Source organism: Bradyrhizobium vignae (assembly GCF_900324035.1).
GTDB classification, from domain to species: Bacteria; Pseudomonadota; Alphaproteobacteria; order Rhizobiales; family Xanthobacteraceae; genus Bradyrhizobium; species Bradyrhizobium vignae.
Genome location: NZ_LS398110.1, coordinates 4,698,771 through 4,710,748, shown reverse-complemented (window position 1 = coordinate 4,710,748; position 11,978 = coordinate 4,698,771). Strand labels below are relative to the sequence as shown.

General features: G+C 64.8%; 10 protein-coding genes and 1 pseudogene. 8 read left to right on the top strand and 3 right to left on the bottom strand.

Going from position 1 to position 11,978, the window contains the following annotated elements:
* Positions 1-56 precede the first annotated feature (56 nt).
* Positions 57-1,253: an acetyl-CoA C-acyltransferase gene (locus BRAD3257_RS23030; protein WP_122403721.1), complete on the bottom strand. Its 1,197-nt coding sequence runs from the start codon at positions 1,251-1,253 to the stop codon at positions 57-59.
* A 323-nt stretch (positions 1,254-1,576) separates the two neighbouring features.
* The gene (locus BRAD3257_RS23025; protein WP_122403720.1) at positions 1,577-2,347 is read right to left on the bottom strand and encodes an enoyl-CoA hydratase; all 771 of its coding nucleotides are present in this window, start codon (positions 2,345-2,347) and stop codon (positions 1,577-1,579) included.
* Positions 2,348-2,501: 154 nt separating this feature from the next.
* On the opposite strand from BRAD3257_RS23025, the gene BRAD3257_RS23020 reads away from it, so the two are divergent.
* Both BRAD3257_RS23020 and BRAD3257_RS23015 read left to right on the top strand, forming a co-directional pair.
* A complete protein-coding gene (locus BRAD3257_RS23020; protein WP_162500318.1) occupies positions 2,502-3,029 on the top strand; it encodes a PaaI family thioesterase in 528 nt (175 codons plus the stop codon).
* Positions 3,030-3,099: 70 nt separating this feature from the next.
* Entirely contained in the window at positions 3,100-3,720 is a 621-nt protein-coding gene (locus BRAD3257_RS23015; protein WP_122403718.1) for a TetR/AcrR family transcriptional regulator, read from the top strand.
* 120 nt (positions 3,721-3,840) lie between these two features.
* Here BRAD3257_RS23015 and BRAD3257_RS23010 read toward each other — a convergent pair whose 3' ends face one another.
* Complete coding sequence (locus tag BRAD3257_RS23010) at positions 3,841-4,749, bottom strand: LysR family transcriptional regulator (protein WP_122403717.1); 909 nt, start codon at positions 4,747-4,749, stop codon at positions 3,841-3,843.
* 102 nt (positions 4,750-4,851) lie between these two features.
* Here BRAD3257_RS23010 and BRAD3257_RS23005 point away from each other — a divergent pair, with 102 nt between their 5' ends.
* The 6 genes and pseudogenes from BRAD3257_RS23005 to BRAD3257_RS22980 all read left to right on the top strand — a co-directional run bounded on the left by BRAD3257_RS23005 (position 4,852) and on the right by BRAD3257_RS22980 (position 11,921).
* Positions 4,852-6,348, top strand: coding sequence for a CoA-acylating methylmalonate-semialdehyde dehydrogenase (locus BRAD3257_RS23005; RefSeq protein WP_122403716.1), 1,497 nt, complete (start codon positions 4,852-4,854; stop codon positions 6,346-6,348).
* Positions 6,349-6,470: 122 nt separating this feature from the next.
* Entirely contained in the window at positions 6,471-7,616 is a 1,146-nt protein-coding gene (locus BRAD3257_RS23000) for an isobutyryl-CoA dehydrogenase (protein WP_122403715.1), read from the top strand.
* Positions 7,613-8,680, top strand: coding sequence for an enoyl-CoA hydratase/isomerase family protein (locus tag BRAD3257_RS22995; RefSeq protein ID WP_122403714.1), 1,068 nt, complete (start codon positions 7,613-7,615; stop codon positions 8,678-8,680). The genes BRAD3257_RS23000 and BRAD3257_RS22995 overlap by 4 nt, the downstream gene beginning before the upstream one ends.
* A gap of 13 nt (positions 8,681-8,693) precedes the next feature.
* Positions 8,694-9,593: pseudogene (gene mmsB, locus BRAD3257_RS22990) on the top strand (3-hydroxyisobutyrate dehydrogenase); the annotation flags it as partial.
* A gap of 129 nt (positions 9,594-9,722) precedes the next feature.
* Positions 9,723-11,441 carry an AMP-binding protein gene (locus BRAD3257_RS22985; RefSeq protein ID WP_122403712.1) on the top strand — a complete coding sequence of 573 codons (1,719 nt, stop codon included), beginning with the start codon at positions 9,723-9,725 and terminating at the stop codon, positions 11,439-11,441.
* Positions 11,442-11,921 carry a MaoC family dehydratase gene (locus BRAD3257_RS22980; protein ID WP_122403711.1) on the top strand — a complete coding sequence of 160 codons (480 nt, stop codon included), beginning with the start codon at positions 11,442-11,444 and terminating at the stop codon, positions 11,919-11,921.
* Positions 11,922-11,978 lie beyond the last annotated feature (57 nt).

Sequence of the window (11,978 nt, the reverse complement as noted above, 5' to 3'; positions counted from 1 at the left end):
GGCATAAAGAAGGGAAGTCTGAAATGACAGACTTCCCTTAATTTCGGACATCGGTCCTAGTGCGCCAGCCGCTCCACCGCGATCGCTGTCGCTTCACCACCGCCGATGCAGAGCGCGGCGATACCGCGCTTGAGGTTCTGCGCCTCGAGCGCGTGCAGCAGCGTCACGATCAGCCGCGCGCCGGTCGCGCCGATGGGATGGCCGAGCGCGCACGCGCCGCCGTTGATGTTGAGCTTGTCGCGGGGAATGCCGAGATCGCGCTGCGCTGCCATCGCCACCACCGCGAAGGCCTCGTTGATCTCGAACAGGTCGACATCGGAGGCAGCCCAGCCGACCTTGTCCAGCAGCTTGCGGATCGCCGGGATCGGCGCCGTCGTGAACCATTGCGGCTCCTGACTGTGGGTGGCGTGGCCCTTGATCTCTGCGAGAGCAGGCAGACCGTTGCGATCGGCCAGCGACCGTTTCGTCAGCACCAGCGCGGCAGCGCCGTCGGCATTGGCGGACGAGGCGGCCGGCGTGATGGTGCCGTTGGCGCGGAACGCCGGCTTCAGGCCGGGGATCTTGGCGGGATCGACCTTGAGCGGATGCTCGTCATTGGCGATCACGCGAGGACCCGCTTTCTCGGTGAGCGTGACCGGCGCGATCTCGGCCTTGAACGCGCCGCCCTCGACCGCCTTGCGCGCGCGGCTCAGCGTTTCCATTGCGTAAGCGTCCTGATCCTTGCGGGTGAACTGATAGGCCTCCGCGGTCGCCTCGCCGAAATCGCCCATGGAACGGCCGGTCTCATAGGCGTCCTCGAGGCCGTCCATCATCATGTGGTCGATGATACGGTCGTGGCCGACGCGATAGCCGCCGCGCGCCTTGGCCAGCAGATAGGGCGCGTTGCTCATGCTCTCCATGCCGCCGGAGACGACGATGTCGGCCGATCCCGCACGGATGATGTCGTGCGCCAGCATGGTCGCCTTCATGCCGGAGCCGCAGACCTTGTTGACCGTGGTGGCGCCAGTGGCATCGGGGAGACCGGCGCTGCGTGCCGCCTGCCGCGCCGGCGCCTGGCCTTGTCCGGCCGGCAGGACGCAGCCCATGAAGACCTCGTCGACCTTCTCGGGCGCGAGCTTGGCACGCTCCAGCGCCGCCCCAATCACGTGCGATCCGAGCTTGTGCGCAGGAAGCGGTGACAGTTCGCCCATGAAGCGACCGAGCGGGGTGCGTGCGGCGGAGACGATGACGACGGGATCGGCGGCTTCGGCCATGATGGAACTCCCTGGCGATGGCGAGGTAGGATTACGGTCATCATATGATGCGGCGCAAAAATTGCAATCGCGCGAAGGATGAGAAAATGTCGTGGTCCGGATGAGATTTGGTCGTGCGATTTGAGAAGCGTATCGACGCCGGCGCTTCGGCATGAGCGTAGCCGTCGCCTCACACTCCGCTGTCATTGCCCGCGAAGGCGGGCAATCCAGTACTCCAGAGGCCATCGTGTTAAGCCGAGACGCCGCGGCGTACTGGACGCCCCGTCAAGCCGGGGGCATGACACCTCTAGCTTGGAGGGAGCCTCTTCACTCCAGGACCAAGGCTACCGCTTCCGGTTCACGAAGGCCTGCATCAGCCGCGTCGGCTCGTCCGTCAAGAACGATTCGCCGAACACCTTCACGCTCAGATTCACCGATTCCGTCAGCGGCAGTTCTTCCCACTGCCGCAGCAGTGCCTTCTGCGAGCGCAGCGCCTCAGGGCCGCAGGCGAGCAGCGCCTTCACGACATGCTCCACCTCGGCATCCAGCTCGCCGGGCGCGGCGACCTTGTCGACCAGGCCCCAGGCCAGCGCGGTCGGAGCATCGATGTTCTCCGCCGTCGTCACCAGCCACCGCGCGCGGGCCCAGCCGATCAGGCGGGGCAAGAGCGCCGCATGGATTACCGAGGGAATGCCGACGCGCACCTCGGGCATGCCGAAATGCGCATCATGTGCAGCGATCCGGACGTCGCAGGCCGCCGCCACTTCGAGCCCGCCACCGAGGCACCAGCCGGGCATGCGCGCGATGACCGGGGCAGGGAACTGGCGGACCGCCTCGCAGAGATCGCGCAGGCGGCTGATGAAGGCCTCGGCCGATTTCTGGCCGAGCTTCGCCATCTCCTTGATATCCGCCCCCCCGATCATGCTCTTCTCGCTCTCGCCGCGCAGCACCACGACGCGGATGCTGCGGTCGGAGCTGAGCTGCTGGAGGCTTTCACGCACGGCGTCGATCACCGGCGAGCCGAGAATGTTCAGCGAGCCGGCGTTGCAGATTGCGACATGGACGACGCCACGCGCATCGCGCGTCACGCCGCAGTGGTGGTTGAGCATTTCCATCGTGGTATCTCGAAAGGCTTTCGTGGACGCGCAAGCTGCCCTGGTCGGGATCACTTCCGAGCCCAAACGACCGGTTTGTCAAGCGGGCGGTAGGCGGAGTTGCTAACGCGAAATCCGTCGCATAGTATGATATATATCATACAAAGGGGTAGCCATGGCGGACATCGATCAACTCGACCTGTTTTCACCGGCCCAGCGGCGCGAGCGCGTGGTGAATTGGCAGGTGCCTGCGCCGGTTGCGAGAGTTGTCATGGGGCTGTCGGGCATGGACGCGATGCTGGGGATTCGCGACGGTCGTCTGCCGCCGCCGCCCTTCGCGAAACTGATCGGGTTCACCATGGCCGTGGTCGAGCCGGGCCGGATCGTCATGGAACTGGAGCCGCGCGAGGATCTCGAAAACACCATCGGTCTGCTCCACGGCGCGACCGCAGCGGCGCTGCTCGATACGGCCATGGGATGTGCACTCTCGACCCGGCTCGAGGCCGGGCAAAGTTCGGTGACCCTCGATCTGAAGCTGACCTACTTGCGCCCACTGTCGGTTCGATCCGGGCTGATCTCGGCCGAAGGCAAGATCGTCAAGCTGGGCCGCCAGACCAGCTACACTGAAGGCTTCGTCCGCGACGGTAAGGGAGCCCTCGCGGTGCATGCAACTGCAACCTTCTCCATGATCGGCAACAACTAAACATGAATTAATGCACCGTTCGGGTGGCTTTCGTGTTATGAGATGATCTCCGACATTCAATGAGATCCGCATGCGCTATTCCCGGGAACACAAGCAGGAAACCCACGATCGGATCGTGAAGAAGGCCTCCGTGCGGCTGCGCGAGAAGGGCGCCCACGGCATCGGCGTCGCCGACCTCATGAAGGAGGCGGGCCTGACCCATGGCGGCTTCTACGCGCATTTCGATTCCCGGGAGGCGTTGGTGATCGAGGCCTTTGGCTATGCCATGGACCGCTCGATGGAGCACTGGCGCAAGCTCGCGGGCGAGGCCGCTCCTGAAAAGCGGCTGGCGCTGATTGCGGAGAGCTACCTCTCAACGCTGCACCGCGACAATCCCGGTCATGGCTGCTCGATCCCCTCGCTTGGCGCCGAGATTGCCCGCGAGAGCCCAAAGACGCGCAAGGCCTTCGCCGGCAAGCTCGACGAGATGATCGAGATGATGACCGACTACATCCCGAACATGCCGCGCAAGGCCGCCCGTAAGCAGGCCATCGCGACGCTGGCCACGATGGCCGGCACCGTGCTGCTGGCGCGCATTGCCGGCTCCAGCGAACTGTCCGACGAGGTGCTGAAGGCGGGCCGGGACAGCGCGCTCGATGGCGCGAAGCGCGAGCCGAAGGCGACGGCCGCGAAGAAGGCGAAGCAGGGTTAGCGGGATGCCGTAGGGCGCGCAGAGGCACTTGCGCCGTGCCCACCGTCTCTCCACGATGTCAGCAGAAGGGGGGTGGGCACGCTATGAGTCGCGCGTTCGCGTGTCTCATCGCTCTCCTACTCACCTTCCCGCAAACAGCGTCCGTTCGCGCTCGACAATCTCCGAGATGTAGTCCGCCACGGCCCTGATCCGCGCGAGGTCCTTGCTGTCGGCGTGCATCAGCATCCAGAACGTGCGGGTGATCGAGATCTCCTCCGGCAGCACGCCCCTGAGCTGCGGATAATCGCTCGCCATGAAATGCGGCAGCACGGCGATGCCGAAGCCCGAGAGCGTGGCGTTGAGCTGGGCGATCAGATTGGCGCTGCGAAAGCGCGCGGAGATTCGCGGCGACACCTGCGGCAGATAGTCGAGCTCCGGCGTGAACAAGAGTTCCTCGATGTAACCGACGAAGCGGTGCTGCACCAAATCCTGCCGGGAGATGATCTCAGGGAAGCGGTCGAGATAGGCGGGGGCGGCATAGAGCCCGAGGCGGTAGTCGAGCAGCTTGCGGCCGACGATGCGGCCTTCCTTCGGCATGGTCAGGCTGATGGCGATATCGGCCTCGCGCTTGGAGAGACTGAATAGCCGCGCGGTGGCCACAAGTTGCAGATCGAGATCGGGATACCGGTCGGCGAACGGCGCCAGCCGCGGCGCCAGGAAGGCGGTGCCGAAGCCATCAGGCGCGCCGATCCGCACCGTGCCGGTCAGCCGCGCCACGGAGCCGCCGACCTGCTCCTGGTTGGCGACGATGGTCGATTCCATGGCTTCCGCGCTGTCGGCGACGCGCTGGCCGGCCTCGGTGAGGAGGTAGCCGGTCTTGCGCCGATCAAACAGCTTGGCGGAGAGGTGCTTCTCCAGCCGGTCGACGCGCCGGATCACCGTGGCATGATCGACCCCGAGCTGTTTTGCCGCAGCCGACACCGAGCCGCCCCGCACGATGGCCAGCACGAAGCGGAAGTCGTCCCAGTCGATAGCGCCTTGATCCAGCATTTTCGCACATCTATGGTGCATTATCTCAGACTTGAATCCTATAAAATGCAGGTCAATAGGATTTGTCAAAGCGACCACGCTCGGCCTGAAGGAGATCATTCCATGCGCTCAATCGGACATTTCATCGGTGGCAAGGAGGTCAAGGGCACCTCGGGCCGCACCGCCGACGTCTTCGAGCCGATGACCGGTGACGTCCAGGCCAAGGTGGCGCTGGCGTCCAAGGCCGAGGTCCGCGCCGCCGTCGAGAACGCGCGCGCAGCACAGCCCGAATGGGCCGCGACCAACCCGCAGCGTCGCGCCCGCGTCATGATGCGATTCCTGGAGCTGATCCAGCGCGACTACGACAAGCTCGCCGAGTTGCTCGCGCGTGAGCACGGCAAGACCGTGCCCGACGCCAAGGGCGATATCCAGCGCGGCCTTGAAGTGGTCGAATTCGCCTGCGGCATCCCGCATCTGATGAAGGGCGAGTACACCGAAGGAGCCGGACCCGGCATCGACATCTATTCGATGCGCCAGCCGCTTGGCGTCGTCGCCGGCATCACGCCCTTCAACTTCCCGGCGATGATTCCGATGTGGAAGTTCGCCCCCGCGATCGCCTGCGGGAACGCCTTCATCCTCAAGCCGTCGGAGCGCGATCCCGGCGTGCCGATGAAGCTCGCCGAGCTGATGATCGAGGCGGGCCTGCCGGCCGGCATCCTCAACGTCGTCAATGGCGACAAGGAGGCGGTCGACGCCATCCTCGACGATCCCGACATCAAGGCCGTCGGCTTCGTCGGCTCGACGCCGATCGCGCAGTACATCTATGAGCGCGCAGCCCAGACCGGCAAGCGCTGCCAGTGCTTCGGCGGCGCCAAGAACCACGCCATCGTCATGCCTGACGCCGACATGGACCAGGCGGTCGACGCGTTGATCGGCGCCGGCTACGGCTCGGCCGGCGAGCGCTGCATGGCCGTCTCGGTCGCGGTGCCCGTCGGCAAGTCCACCGCCGACCGCCTGATGGAGAAGCTGATCCCGCGCGTCGAGTCGCTCAAGATCGGGACCTCGATCGATCCGTCGGCCGATTACGGTCCGCTGGTGACGCGCGAGGCGGTCGAGAAGGTGAAGAGCTACATTGACCTCGGCATCAAGGAAGGCGCGACGCTCGCGGTCGACGGCCGCGGCTTCAAGATGCAGGGCTACGAGAACGGCTTCTATCTCGGCGGCTCGCTGTTCGACAACGTCACGAAGGACATGCGGATCTACAAGGAAGAGATCTTCGGCCCAGTGCTCTCGGTCGTGCGCGCGCATGACTACAAGGAAGCGCTGGCGCTGCCGTCGGATCATGACTACGGCAACGGCGTTGCCATCTTCACCCGCGACGGCGATGCCGCGCGCGACTTCGCGGCCAAGGTGAACGTCGGCATGGTCGGCATCAACGTGCCTATCCCGGTGCCGATCGCCTATTACACCTTCGGCGGCTGGAAGAAGTCCGGATTCGGTGATCTCAATCAGCACGGTCCGGACTCGGTCCGCTTCTATACCAAGACCAAGACGGTGACCTCGCGCTGGCCGTCCGGCGTCAAGGAAGGCGCGGAGTTCTCGATCCCGCTGATGAAGTAATCTCCTCAGCCGTCATTGCGGGGAGCCCTTGCGACGAAGCAATCCAGACTATCTCTGCGGAGGGATGCTGGATTGCTTCGCTGCGCTCGCAATGACGATGGAGTGAAAGGGTAGGCGGCAGCATGCAATTCGCTCTGAACGAGGATCAGGTCGCGGTTCGCGACATGGCGTTGGCGTTTGCGGCGGAGAAGATCGCGCCGCATGCGCTGCGCTGGGATGAGGACAAGCATTTTCCCGTCGACGTCATGCGCGAGGCGGCGACCCTCGGCATGGGCGGCATCTACATCCGCGAGGATGTCGGCGGCTCCGCCATGACGCGGTTCGACGCGGCACTGATTTTCGAGGCGCTGGCGACGGGCTGCCCGACCACCTCGGCCTTCATCTCCATCCACAACATGGCGAGCTGGATGATCGATGCCTTCGGCAGCGAGACCCAGCGCCACACGTGGCTGCCGAAACTCTGCACGATGGAGCTGATCGCAAGCTACTGCCTGACCGAGCCGGGCGCCGGCTCGGATGCGGCGGCTTTGCGCACCCGCGCAGTGCGCGACGGCGATCACTACGTCCTCAACGGCCAGAAGCAGTTCATCTCGGGCGCCGGCGGCACCGACCTCCTGGTCGTGATGGTGCGCACCGGCGGCGATGGCCCCGGCGGCATCTCGACTCTTGTCATCGATGGCAAGACGCCGGGCGTATCCTTCGGCGCAAATGAGCGAAAGATGGGCTGGAACGCGCAGCCGACCCGCGCGGTGATGTTCGAGAATGCCCGCGTACCCGTCGCCAATCGCTTGAGCGAGGAGGGCACAGGCTTCAAGATCGCCATGGCCGGCCTCGACGGCGGCCGCCTCAACATCACGGCGTGCTCGCTCGGCGGCGCGCAGACCGCACTCGACAAGGCGCGCGCCTACATGAAGGAGCGCAAGGCGTTTGGAAAGCGGCTCGACGAATTCCAGGCCTTGCAATTCCGCCTCGCTGACATGGCAATCGAGCTGGAGGCCGCGCGTACCTTCCTGTGGCGCGCTGCCGCGGCGCTCGACCGCAAGGACCCCGACGCCACCATGCTGTGCGCCATGGCAAAGCGTTTCGGCACCGATGTCGGCTTCGAGGTCGCCAACCACGCCCTGCAGCTTCACGGCGGCTACGGGTATCTCAGCGAATACGGCATCGAGAAGATCGTGCGCGATCTGCGCGTGCACCAGATCCTCGAAGGCACCAATGAAATCATGCGCCTCATCGTGGCGCGCAAACTGATCGAGGGCGCGCGATGAGTTCAGCGGAAGAGGGCGATCTGGTCGCCCGCGTCGAGGGTTCGGCCGGCATCATCAGGCTCAACCGTCCCAAGGCGATCAATGCCGTGACGCTCGAGATGTTTCGCGATATCGACAAGGCGCTCGACCGCTTCGAGGCCGATCCCGCCGTCAGCGTGATCCTGCTCGAAGGCGCCGGCGAACGCGGCCTCTGCGCCGGCGGCGACATCCGCACGCTCTGGGAGAGTTCGAAGGTCAATGGCGATCTCGGCAAGATCCTGTGGCGCGAGGAGTACATCCTCAATGCCAGGATCAAGAAGTTTCCGAAGCCGTATGTCGCCTTCATGGACGGCATCGTGATGGGCGGCGGCGTCGGGCTTTCCGCCCATGCCAGCCACCGTGTAGTCACGGATCGAACGAAGCTGGCGATGCCCGAGGTCGGTCTCGGCTTCTTCCCCGATGTCGGCGGTACCTATCTGTTGTCGCGCTCGCCGGGCGAGATCGGCACCTATTTCGGCCTGACCGGCCAGACCATGAACGGGCCGGACGCGATCCACGCGAGGTTCGCGGACTGGGTTGTGCCGGCTGTGAAGCTGCCGGAGCTGCGCGAGGCGCTAACGAAACTGCGCTCCGGTGCAACCGCCGCCGACGTCGGTCAGCTCATCAACGGCTTTGCAACCGGCGAGACCGCAGGGCCGGTCGCGGCGAAGCAGCGCGCGATCGATGCATTGTTCGGCTTCGACCGCATGGAGGACATTTTCGCGGCGCTCAAGCGCGACGGCTCCGACTTCGCGCAGGCCGCGCTAAAGACGCTCAACGAAAAATCGCCGCGCGGCATGGTGGTGACGCTGAAGCTGCTGCGCCTCGCGCGCAAATCGTCGAGCCTGGAAGAATGTCTGGTGCGCGAATACCGCGCAGCGCTGGAAGTGTTTCGGAGCGACGATTTCCGCGAAGGCGTGCGTGCCGCCGTGATCGACAAGGACCGCAACCCGACCTGGTCGCCGCCGCGGATCGAAGATGTCACGCCGGAGGTGCTAGCGCCGTATCTCGCCGAGATCGGTGCCGACGAATTGAAGTTCAACTAACAACGCGACAGCGGAGGAAACGACAATGGCCACGATCGCATTCATCGGTCTCGGCAACATGGGCGGCCCGATGGCGGCCAACCTGGTCAAGGCCGGCCACAAGGTAGTGGCTTTCGACCTCGTCGAAGCCTCGCGCAATCAGGCCAAGGCCGATGGCGCCAGCATTGCCGACAGCGCGCCGGCCGCGGTGAAGGGTGCCGATGTCGTCGTCACCATGCTCCCCGCAGGCAAGCATGTGCTCGGCGTCTGGAACGAGGTGGTGCCCGCCATGACCAAGGGTGCGCTGATCATCGACAGCTCCACCATCGACGTCGAGAGCGCGCGGGCCGCGCATGCGCTCGCCGCCAAGCACGGCGTGCTCTCGGTCGATGCGCCGGTCTCCGGCGGCACCGGCGGCGCCAAGGGCGCAACGCTCACCTTCATGTGCGGCGGCGAGGAGAAGGCTTTTGCCGCGGCCAAGCCGGTGCTGGAAAACATGGGCAAGAAGATCGTGCATTGCGGCGGCGCCGGTGCCGGCCAGGCCGCCAAGATCTGCAACAACATGATCCTCGGCATCTCCATGATCGCAGTCAGCGAAGCTTTTGCGCTCGGCGAAAAGCTTGGCCTTTCGCACCAGGCGCTGTTCGATGTCGCTTCGACCTCGTCCGGCCAGTGCTGGTCGCTGACGACCTATTGCCCGGTGCCGGGCCCGGTGCCGACCTCGCCGGCCAACAACGACTACAAGCCGGGCTTTGCCTCGGCGCTGATGGTGAAGGACCTGACCCTGGCGCAGGACGCAGCGAAGGCCGCCGGCGCTGCTACGCCGCTCGGCAAGCATGCGCAGGAGATCTATCAGTCTTTCGACGCAGCCGGCCATGGCGGGGTGGATTTTTCCGGAATTATCAAGCACGTTCGCAGCCTCGCTGGAAAATAGCGGGGCTTCGTAGCCCGGATGGAGCGAAGCGAAATCCGGGACAGCTGCTTCCAATTGGCTTAGCAGCCCGCGGATTGCGCTTCGCTCCATCCGGGCTACGCTCGAACATCATTTCGACGGGCCCGGACCATGACGACATTTCAGGAAGCGCGCGCGTTTCTGCTCGATCACCGCACGGACTATGAGGCAGCGGTCAAAGGCTTCCGGTGGCCCGATCCGGCTCCGTTCAACTGGGCCCTGGACTGGTTCGACGCCGAACTGGCGACGAATGCGGACAGCAAGGACCGCCCCGCACTCTGGATCGTCGACGCCGCGCAGGACCGGCAGACAAAATTGTCCTTCGCTGCGCTCTCGAAGCGCTCCAACCAGGTCGCGAACTTCCTCCGCGCGCAGGGTTTGAAGCGCGGCGATCATCTCCTGTTGCTGCTCGGCAACGTGGTTCCCCTGTGGGAGACGATGCTCGCCGCGATGAAGCTCGGCGTGGTCGTCATTCCCGCGACGACGTTGCTCACCGCCGACGAGCTGCGTGACCGGCTCGATCGCGGCAAGGCGAAGGCGGTGGTGGCTACCGAGGATCAGGTCGCAAAATTTGCGAGCCTTGGTGCCGAGAATACCGTGCGCATCGTGGTCGGCGCAGCCTCGGGCGGTTGGCTTGCGTATGACGAGGCGGCAAAGGCTTCCGAAAGTTTTGCGCCGGACGGTCCGACCAATGCCGACGACCCGATGCTGCTCTATTTCACCTCGGGCACGACGGCGAAACCAAAGCTGGTGCGGCACAGCCAGCGCAGCTATCCGGTCGGTCATCTCTCGACGATGTACTGGATCGGATTGAAGCCCGGCGACATCCATCTCAACATCTCCTCACCCGGCTGGGCCAAGCATGCCTGGAGCTGTTTCTTTGGTCCGTGGAACGCGGGCGCGACCGTGTTCGTGGTCAACCAGCCGCGCTTCGACGCTAAGGCGCTGCTCGCCACCATCGGCCGCTGCGGCGTCACCACGCTGTGCGCGCCCCCGACGGTGTGGCGGCTGTTCATCCAGGAGAACCTTGCTTCGTTCAAGGTCGCCTTGCGCGAGGTCTGCGGCGCCGGCGAACCGCTCAACCCTGAAGTGATCGACCAGGTGCAGGCAGCCTGGGGCCTCACCATCCGCGACGGATACGGCCAGACGGAAACGACCGCACTGGCCGGCAACTCGCCGGGTCAGCAGATCAAGATCGGCTCGATGGGCCGGCCACTACCTGGCTATCGCGTGCAGATCAGCGATGCCGACGGCCATCCGGCGAAGGAAGGCGAGGTGACGCTGGTGCTGGGCCCCGATCGCCCCGCGGGCTTGATGCAGGGCTATCAGGGCGACGATGGCAAATTGTCCGGGGCAGAGGGCGCGCTCTATCGTAGCGGCGACGTGGTGTTCGCGGACGAGGACGGCTATCTCACCTTCGTCGGCCGCTCCGACGACGTGTTCAAATCCTCCGACTATCGCATCAGCCCGTTCGAGCTGGAAAGCGTACTGCTCGAGCATGAACTGGTCGCGGAAGCAGCGGTGGTGCCGAGCCCGGATCCGATCCGGCTCGCGATTCCGAAGGCTTTCGTGCTGCTGACCTCGGGCGCGGAATGTTCGCCGGAGACCGCGCTGTCGATCTTCAAGCACCTGCACACGCGCCTCGCGCCGTTCAAGCGCATCCGCCGCCTGGAAATCGTCACCGAGCTGCCGAAGACGATCTCTGGCAAAATCCGCCGTGTGCAGCTACGACGGCTCGAACGCGACAATGATCGTAACGATCCGCTGCGCGGCCGGGAATTCCGCGAGGAGGATTTTCCGGAGCTGGCGAAAACTCGGAGTGAGACTTAAGTGAACGAAGTCTGGAAGAAGCCGCCGATTGCCCTGGATGCCTATCAGGCCATGGTCGGCAAGGAGATCGGCGTGTCGTCGTGGCACCTGATCGATCAGCCCCGTATCGACGCCTACGCCGACGTGATCGAGGATCACCAGTTCATCCACGTCGATCCGGAACGCGCGAAGAAGGAAACCGCCTTCGGCACCACGATCGCGCACGGTTTTCTGACGATGTCGCTGCTGTCGATCATGTCCTACGAGGTGATGCCCGTGATTGCGGGCACCACGATGGGCGTGAATTACGGCTTCGACAAGCTGCGCTTCATCTCGCCGGTGCGTTCGGGCAAGCGCGTCCGCGGCCGCTTCGTGCTGGCCGAAGCCAAGCTGCGCAAGCCGAATGAATTGCAGTCCCGCACCAACGTCACCGTGGAGATCGAAGGCGAGGACAAGCCGGCGCTCGTCGCCGACTGGCTCGGCCTGATCTATTTCGCGTAGGCTCGAGGCGTCGTTGCCGGCCTTGACCCGGCAACCCATCGCTGGTCAAAAGGCAAC

Excerpts from the sequence above, each read along its gene's own strand:
- BRAD3257_RS23000 (WP_122403715.1), top strand. The coding sequence starts at position 6,471 with ATGCAATTCGCTCTGAACGAGGATCAGGTCGCGGTTCGCGACATGGCG.
- BRAD3257_RS23010 (WP_122403717.1), bottom strand. The coding sequence starts at position 4,749 with ATGCTGGATCAAGGCGCTATCGACTGGGACGACTTCCGCTTCGTGCTG.
- BRAD3257_RS23015 (WP_122403718.1), top strand. The coding sequence starts at position 3,100 with ATGCGCTATTCCCGGGAACACAAGCAGGAAACCCACGATCGGATCGTG.
- BRAD3257_RS23030 (WP_122403721.1), bottom strand. The coding sequence starts at position 1,253 with ATGGCCGAAGCCGCCGATCCCGTCGTCATCGTCTCCGCCGCACGCACC.
- BRAD3257_RS23025 (WP_122403720.1), bottom strand. The coding sequence starts at position 2,347 with ATGGAAATGCTCAACCACCACTGCGGCGTGACGCGCGATGCGCGTGGC.
- BRAD3257_RS22995 (WP_122403714.1), top strand. The coding sequence starts at position 7,613 with ATGAGTTCAGCGGAAGAGGGCGATCTGGTCGCCCGCGTCGAGGGTTCG.
- BRAD3257_RS23005 (WP_122403716.1), top strand. The coding sequence starts at position 4,852 with ATGCGCTCAATCGGACATTTCATCGGTGGCAAGGAGGTCAAGGGCACC.
- BRAD3257_RS22985 (WP_122403712.1), top strand. The coding sequence starts at position 9,723 with ATGACGACATTTCAGGAAGCGCGCGCGTTTCTGCTCGATCACCGCACG.
- BRAD3257_RS23020 (WP_162500318.1), top strand. The coding sequence starts at position 2,502 with ATGGCGGACATCGATCAACTCGACCTGTTTTCACCGGCCCAGCGGCGC.